General features: G+C 64.8%; 21 protein-coding genes and 1 pseudogene. 9 read left to right on the forward strand and 13 right to left on the reverse strand.

The window, feature by feature from the left end; all coding sequences use genetic code 11:
- Positions 1–50: 50 nt before the first annotated feature.
- Complete coding sequence (locus tag AC07VY_RS20255; RefSeq protein ID WP_495074055.1) at positions 51–1,301, reverse strand: ABC transporter substrate-binding protein; 1,251 nt, start codon at positions 1,299–1,301, stop codon at positions 51–53.
- Positions 1,302–1,564: 263 nt separating this feature from the next.
- Between AC07VY_RS20255 and AC07VY_RS20260 the strand changes: the two genes are divergently transcribed.
- Together AC07VY_RS20260 and AC07VY_RS20265 are read left to right on the forward strand one after the other, a co-directional pair.
- Entirely contained in the window at positions 1,565–2,191 is a 627-nt protein-coding gene (locus tag AC07VY_RS20260) for a lysophospholipid acyltransferase family protein (protein ID WP_495074056.1), read from the forward strand.
- Positions 2,188–3,177 carry a phosphatidate cytidylyltransferase gene (locus tag AC07VY_RS20265; protein ID WP_495098983.1) on the forward strand — a complete coding sequence of 330 codons (990 nt, stop codon included), beginning with the start codon at positions 2,188–2,190 and terminating at the stop codon, positions 3,175–3,177. Before AC07VY_RS20260 ends, AC07VY_RS20265 begins: the two co-directional genes overlap by 4 nt.
- A gap of 47 nt (positions 3,178–3,224) precedes the next feature.
- On the opposite strand, the gene AC07VY_RS20270 is transcribed toward AC07VY_RS20265, so the two are convergent.
- The 12 genes from AC07VY_RS20270 to nac form a co-directional block, all read right to left on the reverse strand.
- On the reverse strand, positions 3,225–4,067 hold the full coding sequence (locus AC07VY_RS20270; protein ID WP_495098982.1) for an ABC transporter substrate-binding protein: 843 nt from the start codon (positions 4,065–4,067) through the stop codon (positions 3,225–3,227).
- A gap of 52 nt (positions 4,068–4,119) precedes the next feature.
- On the reverse strand, positions 4,120–4,854 hold the full coding sequence (locus tag AC07VY_RS20275) for an amino acid ABC transporter ATP-binding protein (RefSeq protein WP_495098981.1): 735 nt from the start codon (positions 4,852–4,854) through the stop codon (positions 4,120–4,122).
- A 23-nt stretch (positions 4,855–4,877) separates the two neighbouring features.
- A complete protein-coding gene (locus tag AC07VY_RS20280; RefSeq protein ID WP_495098980.1) occupies positions 4,878–5,627 on the reverse strand; it encodes an amino acid ABC transporter permease in 750 nt (249 codons plus the stop codon).
- A 2-nt stretch (positions 5,628–5,629) separates the two neighbouring features.
- Positions 5,630–6,331 (reverse strand): amino acid ABC transporter permease, encoded by a 702-nt coding sequence (locus AC07VY_RS20285; protein WP_495074061.1) that lies wholly within the window; start codon positions 6,329–6,331, stop codon positions 5,630–5,632.
- Positions 6,332–6,368: 37 nt separating this feature from the next.
- Complete coding sequence (locus AC07VY_RS20290) at positions 6,369–7,121, reverse strand: SDR family oxidoreductase (protein ID WP_495098979.1); 753 nt, start codon at positions 7,119–7,121, stop codon at positions 6,369–6,371.
- Between the two features lie 212 nt (positions 7,122–7,333).
- On the reverse strand, positions 7,334–8,107 hold the full coding sequence (locus AC07VY_RS20295) for a LamB/YcsF family protein (RefSeq protein WP_495098978.1): 774 nt from the start codon (positions 8,105–8,107) through the stop codon (positions 7,334–7,336).
- Positions 8,108–8,120: 13 nt separating this feature from the next.
- Positions 8,121–8,546 carry an acetyl-CoA carboxylase biotin carboxyl carrier protein gene (locus AC07VY_RS20300; protein ID WP_495098977.1) on the reverse strand — a complete coding sequence of 142 codons (426 nt, stop codon included), beginning with the start codon at positions 8,544–8,546 and terminating at the stop codon, positions 8,121–8,123.
- 268 nt (positions 8,547–8,814) lie between these two features.
- Complete coding sequence (locus AC07VY_RS20305; RefSeq protein WP_495098976.1) at positions 8,815–9,795, reverse strand: 5-oxoprolinase subunit C family protein; 981 nt, start codon at positions 9,793–9,795, stop codon at positions 8,815–8,817.
- 258 nt (positions 9,796–10,053) lie between these two features.
- Entirely contained in the window at positions 10,054–10,737 is a 684-nt protein-coding gene (gene pxpB, locus AC07VY_RS20310) for a 5-oxoprolinase subunit PxpB (protein WP_495098975.1), read from the reverse strand.
- Complete coding sequence (gene accC, locus AC07VY_RS20315; RefSeq protein ID WP_495098974.1) at positions 10,734–12,110, reverse strand: acetyl-CoA carboxylase biotin carboxylase subunit; 1,377 nt, start codon at positions 12,108–12,110, stop codon at positions 10,734–10,736. Before accC ends, pxpB begins: the two co-directional genes overlap by 4 nt.
- 2 nt (positions 12,111–12,112) lie before the next feature.
- Positions 12,113–12,580 carry an acetyl-CoA carboxylase biotin carboxyl carrier protein gene (accB, locus tag AC07VY_RS20320; protein ID WP_495098973.1) on the reverse strand — a complete coding sequence of 156 codons (468 nt, stop codon included), beginning with the start codon at positions 12,578–12,580 and terminating at the stop codon, positions 12,113–12,115.
- A gap of 155 nt (positions 12,581–12,735) precedes the next feature.
- Positions 12,736–13,686, reverse strand: coding sequence for a nitrogen assimilation transcriptional regulator NAC (nac, locus tag AC07VY_RS20325; protein WP_495098972.1), 951 nt, complete (start codon positions 13,684–13,686; stop codon positions 12,736–12,738).
- A 231-nt stretch (positions 13,687–13,917) separates the two neighbouring features.
- Between nac and AC07VY_RS20330 the strand changes: the two genes are divergently transcribed.
- The 7 genes and pseudogenes from AC07VY_RS20330 to AC07VY_RS20360 all read left to right on the forward strand — a co-directional run.
- Positions 13,918–15,138, forward strand: coding sequence for an aspartate transaminase (locus AC07VY_RS20330; protein ID WP_495098971.1), 1,221 nt, complete (start codon positions 13,918–13,920; stop codon positions 15,136–15,138).
- 36 nt (positions 15,139–15,174) lie between these two features.
- Positions 15,175–15,846, forward strand: coding sequence for an RraA family protein (locus tag AC07VY_RS20335; protein ID WP_495098970.1), 672 nt, complete (start codon positions 15,175–15,177; stop codon positions 15,844–15,846).
- A gap of 12 nt (positions 15,847–15,858) precedes the next feature.
- A complete protein-coding gene (locus AC07VY_RS20340; protein ID WP_495098969.1) occupies positions 15,859–16,860 on the forward strand; it encodes a 2-hydroxyacid dehydrogenase in 1,002 nt (333 codons plus the stop codon).
- 1 nt (position 16,861) lies between these two features.
- Positions 16,862–17,431: a gluconokinase gene (locus tag AC07VY_RS20345; protein WP_495098968.1), complete on the forward strand. Its 570-nt coding sequence runs from the start codon at positions 16,862–16,864 to the stop codon at positions 17,429–17,431.
- A complete protein-coding gene (locus tag AC07VY_RS20350) occupies positions 17,428–18,201 on the forward strand; it encodes a glucose 1-dehydrogenase (RefSeq protein WP_116608811.1) in 774 nt (257 codons plus the stop codon). The genes AC07VY_RS20345 and AC07VY_RS20350 overlap by 4 nt, the downstream gene beginning before the upstream one ends.
- An 11-nt stretch (positions 18,202–18,212) precedes the next feature.
- A complete protein-coding gene (locus tag AC07VY_RS20355) occupies positions 18,213–19,247 on the forward strand; it encodes an L-idonate 5-dehydrogenase (protein ID WP_495098967.1) in 1,035 nt (344 codons plus the stop codon).
- Between the two features lie 52 nt (positions 19,248–19,299).
- Positions 19,300–19,592: pseudogene (locus tag AC07VY_RS20360) on the forward strand (NAD(P)(+) transhydrogenase (Re/Si-specific) subunit alpha); the annotation flags it as partial.

The raw sequence follows: 19,592 nt of genomic DNA on the forward strand, positions 1-19,592 counted from the left end.
CCCCCTGCAAGGGGGGTGGCGGCCACGCGCAGCGGGCAAGCCTGGGGGTGTTACTTGGTGGCTGCGGCGGAAGCGATGTTCTTCACAGCAGCGTCGATGCTGATCTTGTCATCGTTCCAGAACTGGCTGACCGCGTCCTTGATGGCGCCTTCAGCTGCAGGGCTGACGGCCATGCCGTGGGCAATCGAAGGCACCAGGCTGCCAGTCTTGGCGGTGTCCACGAAGTCCTTGGCGGACAGCTTGGCGCAGTCGTCAAACTTGTCCATCTTCATGTTCAGACGAACCGGGATGGAACCCTTGTTCAGGTTGAAGATTTCCTGGAACTCAGTGCCCATGATGGCGGCAGCCAGGTCGCCCTGGGCCTTTTGCGCATCCTTGTCCTTCAGCTTGAACATGGCAAACGAGTCCACGTTGTAGGTGTAGGAAGTTGCGGTGCCAGGAGCAGCTGCGCACAGGAAGTCCTTGCCGGGCACCTTGCCAGCAGCCAGGAACTCGCCCTTGGCCCAGTCACCCATGAACTGGAAGCCGGCCTTGCCTTGCATCACCAGGGCGGTGGTCAGGTTCCAGTCGCGGCCTGCGGAGGCAGCGTCGGTGTAGCCCTTGATCTTGCGGAAGGTTTCCAGCGACTTCTTCATGGTGTCGCTGGTCAACGCCTTGTTGTCCAGCTTGACCAGTGCGTCGCTGTAGAACTTGGCACCGCCCACACCCAGCACCACGGTTTCAAAGGTGGTGAAGTCTTGCCAGTTTTGGCCACCGTGGGCCACGGCGATGAAGCCGGCAGCCTTGATCTTGTCGGCGGCAGCGAAGAATTCAGCGTAGGTCTTGGGCATGCCGGTGACGCCAGCCTTCTTCAGCACTTCGGGGTTGGCCCAGACCCAGTTCACGCGGTGCACGTTGACCGGAGCTGCAACGTAATTGCCCTTGTACTTCATGCCATCGGCCACGGCCTTGGGCAGCAGGCTGTCCCATTTTTCGGCCTTGGCGGTAGCGTCCAGGTTGGCCAATACACCTTCGGCAGCCCATTCCTGGATCGCTGGGCCCTTGATCTGGGCTGCGGCAGGGGGGTTGCCCGAGACCACGCGGCTCTTCAGCACGGTGGCGGCATTGTCGCCACCGCCGCCAGCCACAGCGAAGTCCTTCCACACATGGCCCTTGGCCTGCATGATCTTCTTCAGCTCAGCCACCGACTTGGCTTCGCCACCGGAGGTCCAGTAGTGCAGTACTTCGACCTCGCCGGCCTGGATAGCACCTGCGGACACCACTGCAACCATGGCGAGCGCCAATTTGGAAAGCTTCAACATCTATGTCTCCTGGATTTGCCGCCCCCGACTTTAGGCGGATTGGTACGGCAAAGGGTTGGCTCAACCGGGCACCGCGCCCCGCTGATTCATTAATTTTTCATTAATTAATGAAAAATGAACACTAGGGATTTCCCTGGGACTGCGTAAAGACTTCTCCTCGAAAATCAAAATTGATAGCGCCCTGCGCAGACAAAATATGCGCCAGAGGCCATTTTCGTTCAGTAAAAAATAAGCGGAATAGCCCGGCGTTTATGATCGCCGCCATGCTTGCAAAGATCATGGGGTTTGTTTTACTAGGCCTGGTGCGGGTGCTGACAGGCGCCCAAGCCCGCTGGTACGGCTGCCCGCCCAAGGCTGAGCAGCGCATTTATTTTGCCAACCACCAAAGCCATGCCGACCTGGTGCTGATCTGGGCCGCCCTGCCCTCCGAGCTGCGCAGCATCACCCGCCCCATTGCCGCCAAGGACTATTGGACCGCCTCGCGCTTCAAGCTGTGGCTGACCACGGCCGTATTCAATGCCGTTTACGTAGACCGCAGCCGCACCAAGGATGCCAGCGGTGTGGAGCAAGATCCGCTGGAGCCCTTGGTCGAGGCACTGGAGAGCGGCGACTCCATCATCCTATTCCCCGAGGGCACACGCGGCCATGCCCCCGAGCCCCAGGCCTTCAAGGCCGGGCTGTACAAGCTGGCGCAGAAATTCCCGCAGGTGGTGCTGGTGCCGACCTGGATACACAACGTGCAGCGTGTCATGCCCAAGGGCGAGGTGATTCCGGTGCCGGTGCTGTGCTCGGTCACCTTCGGCACGCCGATGCAGCTGGCGCCCGATGAAGACCGCCACGCCTTTCTGGACCGGGCACGCGCCAACGTCATCGCGCTGAGAGAGATATGAACCAGTTCCTGCGCAGCCTCAGCGGTACGCAACAGGTGGGGGCGATGTTCGTCCTGGTGTTTGGCGTGCTCTTGCTGGCCAGCGGCGCGCTGCTGCTGTTGTCGCTGCGCGAGCGCGACGACAACGCGTTTGGTGCGGCCTTCGGAGCCGAGCTGGACAATTTGCGCCGGGTGCTGAAGAACACCTGGTTCATGGCCGGTGTGTTCTGGCTGTGCTGGGCCGTGGGCGGCTGGGTGGCGATTACGCTGTTCGCCCTGGTGGCCTTCTTCGCGCTGCGCGAATTCATCACCCTGTCGCCCACCCACCGGGGCGACCACCGCAGTCTGATCCTGGCCTTCTTTGTGGTGTTGCCGGTGCAGTTCTGGCTGGTGGGCGGCAAGCACTTCGACCTGTTCACGGTGTTCGTGCCGGTCTACGTCTTTCTGGCCCTGCCCATCGTGGGAGCCCTGGCCGACGACCCGCACCGTTTTCTGGAACGCAATGCCAAGATGCAGTGGGGCATCATGGTCTGCGTCTACGGCACCAGCCACGTGCCGGCGCTGGTGCGGCTGGACTTCCCGGGCTACCAGGACAAGGGTGCCTTCATGGTGTTCTTCCTGGTGCTGGTGGTGCAGACCTGCATGCTGGTACAGCACCTGGCCACCCGCAAGCTCAAGCGCGCGCCACGCGCGCCCCACATCAGCCAAAGCTTCAACTGGACCAGCTGGGGCATAGGCGTGGCCGCAGGCGGCCTGCTGGGTGGGCTGCTGGCCGGCATCACCCCGTTCAAACCCGGCCAGGCCCTGGCCATGGCGCTGATTGCCTGCGTGGCCGGCTCGCTGGGCCACCTGGTGATGAAGGCGTTGAAGCGCGACCGCGGCATCACCAACTGGGGCAGCGAGGGCCAGTCCATCACCGGCGCCAGCGGCCTGCTGGACCGGGTGGATGCCCTATGCTTTGCCGCCCCCATCTTTTTCCATTCGGTTAGATGGTATTTCCGGGTGTAGCTGCCTTGGTTCGCCAGGATGCGCCATGGGTGGCGACAGACTTTCACTCAAGGCAATAGTTCAAATTTCAGGTCGGCCAGCGGCGTCACTTTTTCTTCACGCACCAGCTTGAACTCGGTGTTCGGGCCGATCCACTTGGCCCAGATCTGGTCGATCTCGCCGGCCTTGTCCATGGCCAGCAGCGCAGCATTGACCTTGGCCAGCAGCACGGGTTCGTCCTTCTTCATGCCGACGCCGATGGGCTGGAACACCATCGGGTCCTTGATCATCTTCAGCTCGACGCCGGTGGTCTTGGACTGGTTGACCAGCTTGGTGATGGTCATGGTGTTGGCGACAACGCCCACCGACTTGTTCTGCTGCACGGCCATGTAGGCGGAGCCAGTGTCCTGGAAGGTGACGGGGTCGGAGCCGTTCATCTTGATCGACAGCTCCGAGGTCGAACCCTTGGTGGAGCTCAGCCGCTTGCCCTTGAAGTCAGCCTTGGTGGTACCCGGGTCGGACGCCTTCACCGCCAGCATTTCCTTGGCGATGTAGTAGGGGTCGCTGAACTGGATCTGCTCACCGCGGCTCTTGGTGTAAGCCAGGTTGGCCACGGTCAGGTCGACCCGGCCCATCTTGACCTCGGGCACGCGGGCCTCAACCGACAAGGGCGTGATCTTGGCCGTGAGACCCAACTGCTTGGCGATGGCATTGCACATATCGACATCGAAGCCCACCATCTCGCGGGTCTTGGGATCGGGGGCAGCAAAAGGAGGCACATCGGCGAAGGTGCCGCACTTGAGCTCCTTGCGCTGGACCATGTCCTGCCACTGGTCGGCCTGGGCGGCAAAGCTGAGAGCAAGCAGAGCGGCGACCGCCGTCATGCGGGAGAGACGATAGGTATGGAACATGGTGAACTCCTGGAATAGAAAAAACGTGGAGGAAACTTGGAAGCTGCGGTGGCTAGTGCGCCCGCAGGTCGGACAGAAAACGCTTGGCACGCGGGTGCTGTGGGTTGCTGAAAAACTCCTTCGGCGTTGCAGTCTCCAGAATGCGGCCGGCATCCATGAACCAGATCTGATCGGCCACTTCGCGGGCGAAGTTCATCTCGTGGGTCACGCACATCATGGTCATGCCGTCGTTGGCCAGGCTACGCATCACCGACAGCACCTCACCCACCATTTCCGGGTCGAGAGCGCTGGTAGGCTCATCGAACAGCATTGCCGGAGGCTCCATGGCCAAGGCCCGTGCGATCGCCACACGCTGCTGCTGGCCGCCCGACAGCTGCGCAGGGTAGGCGCCGGCCTTGCTCGACAAGCCCACACGGTCCAGCAGTTGCTGCGCCTTGGCCTTGGCGTCGCTGCGGCCCACGCCGCGCACCCGCATAGGCGACATCATGATGTTCTCCAGCACCGATAGATGCGGGAACAGATTGAAGCTCTGGAAGACGAAGCCGATTCGGCTACGCAGGCGGTTCAACGCCTGGCTGCTCATCGGCGCGTGGATGTCGCTGCCATCAAAAAGCAGCTGACCCGACTTGATTTCTTCCAGCCGGTTGACTGTGCGGATCAGCGTGGACTTGCCCGACCCCGAGGGGCCGCACACCACCACCACCTCCCCCTTCTTGACCTCGGCATTGATGTCGATCAGAGCATGGTAGCTGCCGTACCATTTGTTGATTTCGTTGAAACAGATCATGGTGGTCTCTTTGGACGGAAAGTTCAGGATTCAACCGCTGCGCCCGCGGGCTGCAACGCGGCAGGTGCGGTGCCCAGCAGGCCCCGGCGCTTGCGCGCCACGCGCCGCTCCAGCCAGTGCGCCAACTGGGTGAGGCTGTAGCAGACCACGTAGTAAGTCACCGCCAGGATGAAGAACACGTGGAAGGGCTTGGTCAGCAGCTGGTTGTTGATCTGGTTGGCCGCGAATGTCAGTTCCTGCACATTGATCACATAACCCAGCGTGGTCTCTTTGATCGCCGACACGAACTGGCTCAGCAGGCTGGGCAGCATGTTGTAGAGCGCCTGCGGCAGGATCACGCTCCACATCGCGCCGAGGTAGCTATTGCCCAGAGCCCGGGCGGCTTCCAGCTGGCCCTTGGGCAGGGCCTGGATGCCGGCGCGTACCACTTCAGACAAGTACGCACCTTCATAAATCACCAGCGTACACAGCATGGTGGTGAAGCCAGAGACGTTGCGGCCGATCATCAGAGGCACCAGGAAGTACACCCACAGAATGACCATTAGCAGCGGCACGCCGCGCACCACGTAGACCAGGCCGGTGGTGGGCCAGCGCAGCACGCGCCAGGGCGAGAGCCGGGCCAGCGCAAGTAGCACGCTCAGCGGGAAGGCCAGCACAATGCCCAGTACCGACAGCACCAGCGTGCAGACAATGCCGCCCATCGGGCCGTTCGGATACTGGCCGACCAGCAGCAGCAGCCAGTTGTCGCGCAGGATGTTGAACAGATCAATCATGCTTACCTCGCCCCGGCAATGCTGTAGCGCTTGGACAACCAGGCGCCGGCGGCCATGATCAGCAGCGAGAAGCCCAGGTAGACCACCGTGGCGACGAGGTAGGCCTCAAAGGTGCGAAAGCTCTGGCTTTCAATTTCCTTTACTGCGTGGGTCAACTCGGCCACACCGATGGCCATGGCCAGGCTGCTGTTCTTGAACAAAGAGACGCTGTGATTCACCAGGGCCGGGACTGCATTGCGCACCGCTTGCGGCAGGATCACGTAGCGCATCGCGCTGAGATAGCTGTGCCCCAGGGCGCGAGCGGCCTCGGTCTGCCCGTCGGGTATGGAACGAAGCCCGGAGCGCAGGTCTTCGCTGAAGTAAGCAGCCTGGCACAGGCCGAGCGCGACGATGGCGAACAAAGCCTCGCCGTTGTGTTCCGACAGCCAGCTCTGCAGTTCGTCGGGCAAGAGGCTGGAGATGCCGAAGTACCACAGCATCAGCTGCACCAGCGTGGGCACGTTGCGGTGGTAGGACACATAGGCCTCCACGGCACGCTCCGTGACGCGAACGGGCATCAGGCGCACGACCAGCAGCACCACCGCCAAGGCCATCGCCAGAAGCCAGGAGCCCGCGGCGATTTGCAGAGTCATCCGCACGCCTTTGAGGAGCATGGCACTGAACTCAGCGTTCAGCAATATGGCCATCAGATCGAAGTTTTTCATGCGTGGCTTCTACCAGGCTGGTGGTGCAGCTGCGGCCTCAGACTTGCGGGCGTTCGGGGCGTGTCGTCGACAGCCCGCCAGGCACCTGCAGCGTCGGGGTGATTTCCATGTGGCCGACGTTGACGGCAATCGGTGCAGCAATGGCGAAGGCGATGGCGTTGGCGATGTCTTCGGCCTGCGGTAGCTCGAAGCCTTCAACAAAGCGTTCGTGGATCTCAGCGCTGTCGCCGTGCACATGGGCAAAGATGTCGGTGGCCACACGGCCGGGGCAAATTTCGGTGACGCGCACGCGTTTGCCAAAAGCATCGATGCGCAACTGGCGCGACAACATGCTGACCGCGGCCTTGGTTGCGTGGTAAGTGCTGTTACCGCCGAAGTTGTAGGCCCCGGCAATGGAGCTGATGTTGATGATGTGGCCGCGGTCGCGCGCCACCATGCCAGGCAGGGTCAGTCGGCAGATGTGTAGCACGGCACGCAGGTTCACATCGATGAGCAGGTCGATGCCTTCCGCGTCGGCCTTCAGGATCGAGCCTGGCCGGTCCACGCCGGCATTGTTGACAACCACATCGAATTCGATTTCCTGGGCCAGGCGCGTCACGCTGGCCAGGTCGCTGACATTGATGGCGTGGGGAATGCAGCCGGTACGCGCGGCGAGTTCGGCCAGCTTGCCGGCGCTGCGCGCCAGGGCGTGGACCTGCAGGCCTTCGGCGCAAAGGCGTTCGACGGTGGCCGCGCCGATGCCCGAGGAGGCTCCGGTCACGAGGGCAGTTTTGTAGTCAGAAAAAGGCATGTCGGGTTTCTTTCTTGTGGGGGGCCGAGGCCTGGATACCTGCGTCGTGCAGGCGGCGTGACCACGAATGGACTGACTTTATCGACGCGGTGTCGATAGCGCCAAGACGGATTGGCTGTGAGGCGATAAGCTGCCCTTATGTTGCTCCGCTACAGTGCACGGCCAGGCAGAAAAACGCCACATTGGTGCCCTATGGGGTGGAGTGCGGGTCTTCATGGCGACTGCCGCGAGATCGGCACAATGCGCCCGCCAGTGGCTTCGATCTTGGCCCGCACGGCCTCGGCCAGGGCCACCGAGCCAGGGGTGTCGCCATGCAGCAGGATAGAGCTGGCCCGCATGGGGATCTTGCGTCCGCTGTAGCTGGTGACCGTACCTTCTTCCAGCAGTTGCGTCACCCGCTCAAGCACTTTTTCGCTGTTGTGGATCACCGAATCGGGCAGCTTGCGTGGCACCAGCAGGCCGTTGTCGTCGCAGGCGCGGTCTGCCAGGAAGCTGCTGGCCACGCGCAGCCCGTGGTGGTCGCCCGCGCGTTCGATGGCCACGCTGGCCGACGAGCTGATGATCAGTCCCGCATCGAAGCGGGCCACGGCTTCGACCAGCACCATCGCCAGCGCCGGATCGGCTGCAGCCATGTTGCCGAGCGCGCCATGGAAACTCATGTGTGTCATGCGCCGGCCGCAGGCCTGGGTGATGCCGGCCAGTGCACCCAGTTGGTAGATCACATGGCTGGCCAGCTCGGTCGGGTCGATCTGCATCTGCCGGCGCCCAAAACCCATGAGATCGGCGAAGCCGACATGCGCGCCGATGTCGATATCGATGCCGCGGGTGGCCGCCAGGCGCACCGTGCGCTCCATGATGACCGGGTCGCCCGCGTGAAAGCCGCAGGCGATATTGGCCGAGGAAATGATCTTCAGCAAAGCTTCGTCGTCCCCCATGCGCCAGGGGCCGAAGCCTTCACCGAGATCCGCGTTCAAGTCGATGTCCATTGCAAACTCCTCCTTAAATTGCGTCGGCCACAGGCTCGGTGTCGATGTCCAAAAGCGTCGTGCCATAACCGACCGTGCTGCCCGGTGGCACCTGCCATTCGCCCGGCCAGCCGTCGCAGGGGGCGTGCACCGGCAGCAGCAGCGGCCCGACCTGCAGCAGGCCAAGCAGGCTGCCGGCCTGGACAGCGCTGCCAGGCAACCACAGTGGCGTGGCGCGGCCGGGAATGCGGTCCAGCAGCACGCCGACGGATGTGGCGCGGACCGGCGTGTGGGCCGTGTGTGTTGGTATTGCCGCGGGTTGCGTCGGCTGTGCGATGGCCGTGTTGGCGCTGCCGTCTCGGTGGATCTCGACCTGCACGTCCGGACCATGCAGCTCCAGGAAGTCGATGTCGGTCTCGGCCAGCCATGCGGCCAGTTGGCTTATGTCTTGGGTCTGCATCGTTAGGGCCTGTTCACACTATGGATGCAAGTGCGAACGTGGTTAAAAAAGCGCCAATCAAGGCGCGGGACAACGGCCAGGCTGGCCGCCTGGCCTAGGACTGCAACGCGGAGTGGCGGTTTTTTAACCACGTTCCCTCCGAGTTGCAGCCCAAAAGACCAGCCGCAGCGTTGCAAAGCCTTGCCGGGGTTTACCCCGGCTGCGTTTTGCGCCTCGCCTCTGGCCCTTTGAACAGCAACGCATCTTGTATCCATAGTGTGAGCAGGCCCTAGTTCCTTTGCAGCGCCCAGCGCTGCAGATCGATCATCCGGCCGACCTCGTCCAGCCAGACCTGTACCTCGTCGAGGGCGGCCACGGCCACCTCGTAGTCGACCTCGACGAAACGCATACGGCTGCCAATCGCGGCCTGACCGAGCCGCCAGAGGTCGGCCTCGATCACGGTACCGAACTTGGGGTAACCGCCCGAAGGTTGGGCGTCGCGCATCTGCACGATGGGCTGGCCGCCCGAAGGCACCTGGATCACGCCGGGCACGATGCCGTGCGAGCGGATCTCCATCGTCTCGATCGGCACCAGCGGCGTGCCCTGCATGCGGTAGCCGTAGCGGTCGCTTTGCGCGGTGATCTTCCATTCGCCGGCCCAGAAGGCGGCGCGCGAATCTTCCTTGAAGCAGGCGTATTCCGCCGCGGGCAGCACCCGCACGGCGGGCAGGCCGTCGCGTGCCAGCGGCAGGGCGATGGCCGGGGGCAAAACGCCGAAGTCCACCGCAGGCTCACCCCCCGGTCTGGCCGCACGCAGCACGTCGCCTTGCCGCACGGAGCGGCCATTCAAGCCACCGAAGGCGCCGCGCAGCTGGGTGCTGCGCGAGGCCAAGACTTCGGGCACGTCGATGCCACCAGCCAGCGCGAGATAGGCCCGGCTGCCCGAGCCCACCAGCGGCAGGCCCAGCGTCAGCACCTGGCCTTGGCGCGCCTGGTGGACCCACCAGGGTGCGAGCGCGCGTTGGTCCAGCCGGGCCTGGCAATCGGCGCCGGTGAGCGCAAAGGCGCAATCCTCGGTGAAGCGAACCTGGAACGGATAGACGGGGATTTCCAGCGCGGCAGCACCTACAGGATTGCCCAGCAACAGGTTGCCGACGGCCAGTGCCAGCTGGTCCATCGCGCCGGCGGTGCCAACGCCGAAGCGCAGGCTGCCCAGGCGGCCCGCGTCCTGCACGGTGGCGAGTGCGGTGGAGGAAAGAATTTCAATCATCTAGGGCCTGTTAACACGATGGATGCAAGTGCGAACGTGGTTAAAAAAGCGCCAATCAAGGCGCGGGACGACGGCCAGGCTGTGGCCGCCTGGCCTAGGAGCGCAACGCGGAGTGGCGGTTTTTTAACCACGCTTCCTCCGGGTTGCAACCCAAAGGACCAGCCGCAGCGTTGCAAAGCCTGGCCGGGGTTCACCCCGGCTGCGTTTTGCGCCTCGCCTCTGGCCCTTTGAACAGCAACGCATCTTGTATCCATGGTGTTAACAGGCCCTAACGATGTCCTGAACGCGGAAGCGAACGCTGTCGCCCGGCTGCAGCACGGCCGGTGGGTCCTGCTCCGGGTGGAAGAAGTCCATGGTGGTGCTGCCGATGGTGTTCCAGCCGCTCGGGCCGGCCGAGGCCGACACGCCGGTCTGCACCCCGCCGATCGACACCGAGCCGCCGGGCAGGTTCACGATGGGCACGGCGCGGCGCGGCGTAGCGATGCGCTCGTCCATGCCGCCCAGGTAGCAGTAGCCGGGATGGCTGCCCAGCGCATACACCGGATAGAGTGGCGCGCAGTGCAGCGTCACCACTTCGTCGATGCTGAGCCCGGTGTGCGCCACCACGTCCGCCAGGTGCGGGCCGCCAGCGCCGCCATAGACCACCGGCAGCTCGATGATGCGCCCCTGCAGCGGCAAGGGCTCGGTTTCCTCCCAGGCCTGCAGCACGCTGGCCTCGAGCGCCTGCAGCGCGGCCAGTGTGCGCGGCGCCCGGGCGAAGGTCAGCATCAGGTTGTTCATGCCGGGCACGGCTTCGCGCACTTCGGGCAGGGCCTGCAGCCGGGCCGCCATGGCCCAGATGCGCTGTTGCGGCGCCAGGGCCAGCGGGCCGGGCGCCTCGAACAGCAGCGCCGTGGTGCCGAGCAGGGTCAAGTTCGGAGAGTGGGTCTTGGCGCGGTTCATGTACGCTCTTTTTCGGTTGCACGCCCCGTGGCGCGCCGCTGCAGCCAGCGTTCAAGGTGGTGGATGTCGACGCCGCCCTGCTGGAAGCCGGGGTCTTCGATGATTTCGCGGTGCAGCGGCAGATTGGTGGCTATGCCTTCGATATGCATCTCGGCCAGCGCAAGGCGCATGCGGGCCAGGGCGTCGGCGCGCGAGCTGCCGTGCACGATCAGCTTAGCGATCATCGAGTCGTAATAGGGCGGCACGCGGTAGCCCGCGCCCACGTGGGAATCCACGCGCACGCCAAAGCCGCCCGGGGGCTGCCAGGCGGTGATACGCCCCGGCGCCGGGGCGAAGGTTTCGGGGTTCTCGGCGTTGATGCGGCATTCCAGCGCGTGGCCGAAACAGCCGACCTGGTCTTGCGTCAGCGCCAGTTGTTCGCCGCGCGCCATGCGGATCTGCTGCTGCACGATGTCGATGCCGGTGGTCATCTCGGTGACCGTATGTTCGACCTGCAGCCGGGTGTTCATCTCGATGAAGAAGAACTCGCCGTCTTCGAACAAAAACTCGAAGGTGCCCACGCCCACGTAGCCGATCTGCCGGCAGGCATCGGCACAGCGCGCGCCCACCTTGGCCAGCAGGATGCGGTCAATGCCCGGTGCCGGGGCTTCCTCCAGCACCTTCTGGTGGCGCCGCTGCAGCGAGCAGTCGCGGCTGCCGAGCCACAGCGCATGGCCGTGGCGATCACACAGCACTTGGATCTCCACATGGCGCGGATGGCCCAGGAATTTCTCGATGTAGACCTCGGGGTTGCCGAAGGCCCGGCGGGCTTCCTCGCGGGTCAGCGCCATGGCGTCCAGCAGCTCGGCCTCGGCTTGCACGATGCGCATGCCGCGCCCGCCGCCACCGCCAGCGGCCTTGACCATCACCGGGTAGCCGATCTCGCGTGCGATCTCCAGGATGGCCGCGTTGTCGTCGGGCAGCGAGCCGTCGGGCCCGGGCACGCAGGGCACGCCGGCCGCCCGCATCGCGCGCTTGGCGGCCACCTTGTCGCCCATGGTGCGGATGCATGACGACGACGGCCCGATGAAGCTCAGGCCGGCCGCTTCCACACGCGCGGCGAAACCGGCGTTCTCCGACAAGAAGCCGTAGCCCGGATGGATGGCCTGCGCGCCGCTGAGCTTGGCGGCATACAGCAGTGCGGCCTGGTTCAGGTAGCTCTGCGCGGGCGAGGCCGGGCCTATGCACAGGGCCTGGTCGGCCTGGGTGACGTAGACCGCATCGCGGTCGGCCTCGGAATAGACTGCCACAGTGCGCAGCCCCAGGCTGCGGCAAGCGCGCTGGATGCGCAAGGCGATCTCCCCCCGGTTGGCGATCAAAACGGTGTCGAACATGATCAACCCAGACTCAACAGCGGTTGACCGGCTTCGACCTCGGCACCCGACTCGACCAGCAGGGCCAGCACCGTGGCATCGACGTCAGTGCGGATTTCGTTGAAGACTTTCATGGCTTCGACCACGCACACCACCTGGCCCGCCTGGATGGCCTGCCCCGGCGCGACGAAGGGCGGCGCATCAGGCGATGGACGCCAGTGCACGACGCCATACAAGGGCGTGGTGATGGCGTTCGGCGCCGGCGTGGCCGCAGCGGCCGGCGGTGGACTCTGGCGCCGGGCGCGCGCTGGCGCAGGTGTTGACGCGGGTGTTGCCGGCTGCGGCTCTGGCGCCTGCTGCGGCGCGGGGGCGCCGGACGCCGCTTTTCTGCGCACCAGACGCAGCTGCGTACCGTCGCGGGTCAGCGCCATTTCGCTGAGGTCCGACGCAGCCATCGCATCGATCAGTGCCTTGATTTCCTGTAGGTTCATCTCGGGTTTCCTGCCCTCGCGGGCGGCGTTCACGCGCTGTGCATCAGCGTGTTCAATGCCGTTAAGTTACCCAGAGATGGGCCGCGACGCCAAGACCGTTTGGCTTTGCCGGGATAAGGGCGTCTTATGACGCTTGGCGCGCCTGCTTGGGGCGCTCAGGACGCGGACGCCAGTGCCATGGCTTTCTCGGACGGGAAGCCCGGGTCCGTATCGACATGAAGATCACTCACCAGCTCGAGCAGGATCTCGCGCACCGCCTGCGCCGGCTCCGACAGGGGCAAGTGGTCCGACTGGCACAAGGCCAGCGGCGCCTCGATGACAGGCTCGACGATGCGGCTCTGCCAGGCCATGCCCGAGGCCACGAAGCCACGCGCCATGGAGGCCGGCAGGATGGTCGAGCCGAGTCCGTCGGCGATGGCCGCAGTCAAGGTGATGGCCGACTCCACCTCGGCCACCACGCGCGGCGTCATGCCGGCGCGCATGAAGGCCTCGTTCACCAGCTTGCGCACGATGTTGTAGGGCCGCGGCATCAGCAGTTGCACCTCGCGCAGGTCTTCGAGGCGGATGTTCTCGCCGGGCTGGGGCTCGGTAGCCGGGCCAACCAGGTACAGCGCTTCCTTCACCAGGGGCAGGAACTTCAGGCCGTGGATGGCCTTGTCGCCATAGAGCACGGCCAGGTCCATGCGGCCGTTCATGATGAGTTCGCTCAGCGTCGTACCGTAGCTCTCGTTCAGGTAGAGCAGGATGCCCGGGTGGCGCGCGCGCACCCGGCGCAGCAGCGGCAAGGCCAGCGTGGCGGCGGCGGTGCCGGGCGCCATGCCCACCGACACCTGGCCCGAAAGCCCCTGGCCGGCGGCGGCCATATCGCTCATCGCCTGGTCGCATTGGCGCAGGATGATCTGGGCGTGGCGGTACAGGGCCTTGCCGGCCTCGGTGGGGGTGACGCCGCGTTGGGTCCGCACCAGCAGTTGCTGGCCAACTTCGGCCTCAAGGGTGGCGAGTTGCTGGCTCAGCGCCGGCTGGGCGATGAACAAGACCTGGGCGGCCTGTGTGAGGCTGCCGATGTCCACGATCTTGACGAAATATTTGAGTCGACGCAGGTTCATTCAGCGGAGAGCAAGCAAAAGGCGAGCCTAGCATCGACCCACCCGTGGCGGCCAGAGTGCTAACCCGGTGGGCTCTGGCGGGAAAACTCTGGGCAACGCCGGTCATAAGCTCTACCTATATCGCCAGAGCGAACTTGTCTTGGCTTTCCAAAACGACTGCGCGTAACGTTCAGGCCTGTCCATCCAGCCATCGCCATGGCTACGCCGATCTCACAGCCCAAAGGAAAAGCCGTGTCCCGCTCCCCCTCCGACTCCCGCATTGCCGCGCGAGTGCGCCGCATCAAACCATCGCCCAGCAGTGCCGCAGCAGACCGCGCCAACGAGCTGCGCCGCCAGGGCCGCGACATCGTCAACCTGGTGGTCGGTGAGCCCGACTTCGACACGCCTGCGCACATCCGCCAGGCAGCCTGCGCCGCCATCGAGCGCGGCGAGACGCGCTACACCATGTCGGCGGGTACGCCGGCCCTGCGCCAAGCCATCTGCGACAAGCTGCTGCGCGAAAACGGCCTGGGCTACAAGCCTGGCAACGTGGTCGTGACCTGCGGTGCCAAGCACGCGATCTTCAATGCCTTGTCGGCCACGCTGGAGCCCGGCGACGAGGTCGTCATTCCCGCGCCGTACTGGGTTTCCTATCCGGACATGGTCCTGGCCTGCGACGGCACGCCGGTGGTGGTGGCCTGCGATGAGTCCGATGGCTTTCGCTTGACCGCCGCCGCGCTCGAGGCCGCCATCACACCCAACACGCGCTGGCTGCTGCTCAATTCACCCACCAACCCGACGGGCGCAGCCTATAGCGCGGCGGACTTGCGTGCCCTGGCCGATGTGCTGTTGCGCCATCCCCAGGTGCTGCTCATGACCGACGACATCTATGAACACATCCGTTTCGACGGCGAGGCCCTTCCGCACATCGTGGCCATAGAGCCGCAACTGCACGAGCGCAGCGTGGTCATCAACGGCGTGTCGAAGACCTATGCCATGACCGGCTGGCGCATCGGCTACGCGGCCGGCCCGGCAGACCTGATCGGTGCGATGGAAACGCTGCAGTCCCAGTCCACCAGCAATGCCTGCACCATAAGCCAGGCCGCGGCGCTGGCGGCGCTGCAGGGCGACCACGGTTTCCTCAAAGATTTCGTCGAGACCTACCGCCAGCGCCGGGATCGCGCGCTGGCGCTGATCAACGCCATCCCGGGCCTGGGCTGCCGCACGCCGGGCGGTGCCTTCTACCTGTTCGTCAATTGCAGCGGTCTCATCGGCCGCACCACTCCGGGCGGCAAACAGATCGACAGCGATGTGGACGTGGCCCTGTACCTGCTCGACGCAGAAGGCGTGGCAATGATCCCGGGCTCGTCCTATGGCGTAGCACCGTATTTCCGCATGTCGATCGCCACCAGCATCGAAGTCATCGAAGAAGGTTGCGCCCGCATCGGGCGTGCCGTGGCCGCCTTGCATTGAATCTTTCCTGTTGAAACCCGCTCCGAAAGCCCACCCATGGAATACAAAGCCCTGCGCAAGAATGCGTCTGCCGACCAGGCCGATACCAAAATCCTCGAAACCCTGCGCGCACTCCCGCTGGCTGCGCTCAGCGACAGCATGCACCGCAATATCGGCACCTCGGGTCTGAGCCCCTACCACCGTCCCGGCAAGGAAACCATGGCCGGCACGGCCGTCACGGCGCGTTCGCGCGGCGGCGACAACCTGACCTACCTGCGCGCCCTGGAGTTCTGCCGCCCCGGCGACGTGCTGGTGATTGACGCCGGCGGAGACCTGAACAACGCCGTCGTCGGCGGCATCTTGTCCTTCTATGCAGCCAGGATCGGACTGTCAGGCGTGGTCATCGACGGCGCGATCCGCGATGTGGCCGAGATCCGCGAGCGCGACTTCCCGGTGTACGCTCGTGGCGTGACCCACCGTGGCCCGTACAAAGACGGCCCTGGCGAGATCAACGTGCCGATCAGTGTGGGCGGCATGGTGGTCAACCCCGGCGACATCCTGGTTGGCGACCAGGATGGCTTGCTAGCAATCCCTCCCCAAGGCGCCGAACAGATCATCGAGAAGGCCCGTGCGGTGCTGGTGGCCGAAGAGAAAACCATGGCCGCCATGCGTGAAGGCCGCTGGGACCGGAGCTTCATCGATGCACTCGAAGCACGCTGCAACAACTGACCCCCAAACACCATGCGACCTTCCGTCCTGGCCACCCGTGCCACCTTCCCAGACATCGCCGACCGCCTGCGCCAGTATTTCGATGTCACCGACAACCCTTCCGACACTATCTGGAGTCCGACTGAACTCATCGAACGCCTGCAGGGAAAATCCGGCGTGATGAGCACCGGCAGCGAACGCATCGATGCAGCCCTGCTCGACGCCTGTCCCGAGCTCAAGGCGGTGTGCAACGTCGGCGTCGGCTACAACAACATCGACGTGGCGGCCTGCACCGCGCGCGGCGTGGTCGTCACCAACACGCCCGACGTGCTGACCGAGACCACCGCCGACTATGGCTTCGGGCTGATGATGGCCACGGCCCGCCGCATCGCCGAATCCGACCGCTTCGTGCGTACCGGCGCATGGACCAAGACCGGCATCCACGACCACTTCGTCGGCGGCGACATCCAGGGCGCGACGCTCGGCATCCTGGGCATGGGCCGCATCGGCCGCGGCATCGCACGCCGCGGCGCACTCGGCTTCGGCATGCGGGTGATCTACCACAACCGCTCGAAACTCGACGCCGCACAGGAGGCCGAAGCCGGCGCACAGTATGTCGACAAGCAGACGCTACTCAAGGAGGCCGACCACCTGGTGCTGGTGCTGCCTTATTCGCCAGCCGCCCACCACACCATCGGCGCAGCCGAAATTGCACTGATGAAGCCCACGGCCACACTCACCAATATCGCGCGCGGCGGTATCGTCGACGACGCGGCACTGGCGGCGGCACTGCGCACGGGTACCATCGCGGCCGCCGGCCTGGACGTTTTCGAAGGCGAACCCCAGGTGCACGCCGACTTGCTGGCCGCACCCAACACGGTGCTCACAGCCCATATCGGGAGCGCCTCGGTACGCACCCGGCGCGCCATGGCCGCATTGGCCATCGACAACCTGATCGCATCGCTCGGCTACGGCCCTCAGGCCGGTGCGCCGCTGACACCGGTGAATGCGGTAAGGCCGCATGTGCGGAGCTGACGTGGCCGCACATTTGGCGAACGGACCGACCTGCCGGTTGCTGGTGATGGGGGTTGCCGGCTGCGGCAAGTCCACACTGGCCGCCCAATTGGCGCAGGGGCTCGGTGGCCAGCTGATCGAAGGCGACGACTACCACCCGGCTACGAACGTGGACAAGATGCGGCGCGGCATCGCGCTCGACGACGCCGACCGCCTACCTTGGCTCGACCTGCTCGGGACGCGTCTGGCGGCCTCGAGCGGCCCCGCCGTGCTCACCTGCTCCGCGCTCAAACGCAGCTACCGAGAACGGCTGCGCGCCGCGGTGCCGGGCTTACGCATCGTCTTCATGGAGCTCGACATGGAAGAAGCGACGCGGCGACTCGGCGCACGCCAGGGCCATTTTTTCCATCCTCAACTGGTTGCCAGCCAGTTTATGGCGCTGGAGCCGCCGGTCGGCGAACCCGGCGTCTTCCGGATTTCATCCATGCTACCTTTGCCGAAGCAGATGGAGGCGGTCTCGAACTGGCTGCTGTCGACCGCGCAAGCGGGCCTATCCATGGCTTCTTCACACTCCGACCGGGCTTATCCGTGAATACATTCATTCAAAAATTCGACCTGACCGGGCGCACCGCCCTCATCACCGGTTCCAGCGCGGGCATCGGATTCGCGCTGGCGCGCGGCCTGGCACAGGCGGGCGCCGCCGTTGTGCTCAATGCGCGCAGCACCGAGAAGCTGGAGGCCGCGGCCGCTACGCTGCGCGCTGAGGGCGCGACTGTCCATACAGCAGCCTTCGATGTGACCGACGGTGCGGCCGTAGCCAAGGCGGTGGCCCAGATCGAGCGTGATATCGCACCCATCGACATCTTGGTCAACAACGCCGGCATGCAGCGCCGCGGCCCGCTTGATCAGTTCGAGGAAGCGCAGTGGCACGAACTGATGAAGACCAATGTAGACAGCGTCTTCCTGGTCGGACAGGCGGTGGCCCGGTGCATGATTCCACGCGGGCGCGGCAAGATCGTCAACATCTGCTCGGTACAGAGCGAAATGGGCCGCCCCGGCATCGCGCCCTACACCGCCAGCAAAGGCGCGGTGAAGATGCTGACCAAAGGCATGGCCATCGACTGGGGGCAGCACGGCATCCAGGTCAACGGCCTCGGCCCGGGCTACTTCAAGACCGAACTCACCGATGCGTTGGTGAAGAACGCCGAGTTCACCCAGTGGCTGGTCAACCGCACACCTTCGCGCCGCTGGGGCGATGTGGAAGACCTCTGCGGCGCGGCAGTGTTCCTCAGCAGCGCGGCCTCCGACTTTGTCAATGGCCACATCCTGTACGTGGATGGCGGCGTGACCGCAACGCTCTGAAAGAAACTCCTATGGAAGCACTCGTCATCCACGCACCAGGCGACCTGCGCGTCGAAACTTTTCCCACCGCCGAACTCGGCCCCGGCCAGTTGCGCGTGCGCGTGCGCTGCGGCGGCATCTGCGGCTCGGACCTGCATTACTACAACCACGGCGGTTTTGGCACTATCCGTATCCAGGAGCCTATGGTGCTCGGCCATGAGGTCGCCGGCGTCATCGACGCCGTGGGTGACGGCGTGGTCGGCTTTGCCGTCGGCGAACGCATCGCTGTAAGTCCGAGCCGCCCCTGCGGCCTGTGCCGCTACTGCCAGGAAGGCCTTCAAAACCATTGCCTGGACATGCGCTACTACGGCAGCGCCATGCGCAATCCGCACGTGCAGGGCGCATTCCGCCAAGAAATCGTGGTCGAGACCCACCAGGCGCACAAGCTGGCCGACCGCGTGAGCGACGGCGAAGGCGCCATGGCCGAACCGCTGTCCGTGGCGCTACACGCTGTGCGCCGCGCCGGCCCGCTGCTGGGTAAGAAGGTGCTGGTTACTGGCTGCGGTCCGATCGGCGCGCTGATCATCATCGCCGCACGCCGCGCCGGCGCCGCCCACATCGTGGCCACCGACATGAGCCACCATCCCCTGGGCAAGGCGCAGAAGGTGGGCGCCGACGAAATCATCAACGTAGCCGAAGAACCGGACGGCCTGAAGCGTTTCACCGCCGACAAGGGTACATTCGACGTGCTGTTCGAAGCCAGCGGCAACGAACGCGCGCTGCGCGGCGCCCTGGATACGCTGCGCCCGCGCGGCATCATCCTGCAGGTGGGCCTGGGCGGAGACATGAACCTGCCAATGAACGTCATTGTGGCCAAGGAATTCGACCTGCGCGGCGCCTTCCGCTTCCACGAGGAATTTGCCATGGCAGTGGAGTTTTTGAACAAGGGCCTGGTGGATGTGAAGCCGCTGATCTCGGCCACGCTGTCGTACCGCGACTCTGCCCGTGCGTTCGCCCTCGCGGCCGACCGCTCGCAGGCGATGAAAGTGTTGCTGAACTTCGATTGACTTCGTGGCGAATCCATACGCCATGGTTTTCAAATTCTTCAAGGAGACAAGAATGCTGATAGGCGTGCCGCAAGAGACGGCGACCGGAGAAACCCGAGTTGCCCTGACCCCCGAAACCGCCAAGAAGCTCGCAGCGCTTGGCCATACGGTACGCGTACAAAGCGGTGCCGGCATCGCCGCCAGCGTGACCGATGCCGCCTATGCAGCTGCCGGGGCCGAGATCGTGGACGCCGCCGGCGCCTTTGGCTGCGATCTGGTACTCAAGGTGCGCAGCCCCTCGGACGCCGAAGCCGCGCTGATGCGCCCCGGCACCACCCTGGTCGGCATGCTCAACCCGTTTGACGC

This window comes from Rhodoferax sp. GW821-FHT02C08, from assembly GCF_059421805.1.

Coding starts and splice junctions, on each gene's coding strand:
- AC07VY_RS20255 (WP_495074055.1), bottom strand. CDS start 1,301: ATGTTGAAGCTTTCCAAATTGGCGCTCGCCATGGTTGCAGTGGTGTCC.
- AC07VY_RS20260 (WP_495074056.1), top strand. CDS start 1,565: ATGCTTGCAAAGATCATGGGGTTTGTTTTACTAGGCCTGGTGCGGGTG.
- AC07VY_RS20265 (WP_495098983.1), top strand. CDS start 2,188: ATGAACCAGTTCCTGCGCAGCCTCAGCGGTACGCAACAGGTGGGGGCG.
- AC07VY_RS20270 (WP_495098982.1), bottom strand. CDS start 4,067: ATGTTCCATACCTATCGTCTCTCCCGCATGACGGCGGTCGCCGCTCTG.
- AC07VY_RS20275 (WP_495098981.1), bottom strand. CDS start 4,854: ATGATCTGTTTCAACGAAATCAACAAATGGTACGGCAGCTACCATGCT.
- AC07VY_RS20280 (WP_495098980.1), bottom strand. CDS start 5,627: ATGATTGATCTGTTCAACATCCTGCGCGACAACTGGCTGCTGCTGCTG.
- AC07VY_RS20285 (WP_495074061.1), bottom strand. CDS start 6,331: ATGAAAAACTTCGATCTGATGGCCATATTGCTGAACGCTGAGTTCAGT.
- AC07VY_RS20290 (WP_495098979.1), bottom strand. CDS start 7,121: ATGCCTTTTTCTGACTACAAAACTGCCCTCGTGACCGGAGCCTCCTCG.
- AC07VY_RS20295 (WP_495098978.1), bottom strand. CDS start 8,107: ATGGACATCGACTTGAACGCGGATCTCGGTGAAGGCTTCGGCCCCTGG.
- AC07VY_RS20300 (WP_495098977.1), bottom strand. CDS start 8,546: ATGCAGACCCAAGACATAAGCCAACTGGCCGCATGGCTGGCCGAGACC.
- AC07VY_RS20305 (WP_495098976.1), bottom strand. CDS start 9,795: ATGATTGAAATTCTTTCCTCCACCGCACTCGCCACCGTGCAGGACGCG.
- pxpB (WP_495098975.1), bottom strand. CDS start 10,737: ATGAACCGCGCCAAGACCCACTCTCCGAACTTGACCCTGCTCGGCACC.
- accC (WP_495098974.1), bottom strand. CDS start 12,110: ATGTTCGACACCGTTTTGATCGCCAACCGGGGGGAGATCGCCTTGCGC.
- accB (WP_495098973.1), bottom strand. CDS start 12,580: ATGAACCTACAGGAAATCAAGGCACTGATCGATGCGATGGCTGCGTCG.
- nac (WP_495098972.1), bottom strand. CDS start 13,686: ATGAACCTGCGTCGACTCAAATATTTCGTCAAGATCGTGGACATCGGC.
- AC07VY_RS20335 (WP_495098970.1), top strand. CDS start 15,175: ATGGAATACAAAGCCCTGCGCAAGAATGCGTCTGCCGACCAGGCCGAT.
- AC07VY_RS20340 (WP_495098969.1), top strand. CDS start 15,859: ATGCGACCTTCCGTCCTGGCCACCCGTGCCACCTTCCCAGACATCGCC.
- AC07VY_RS20355 (WP_495098967.1), top strand. CDS start 18,213: ATGGAAGCACTCGTCATCCACGCACCAGGCGACCTGCGCGTCGAAACT.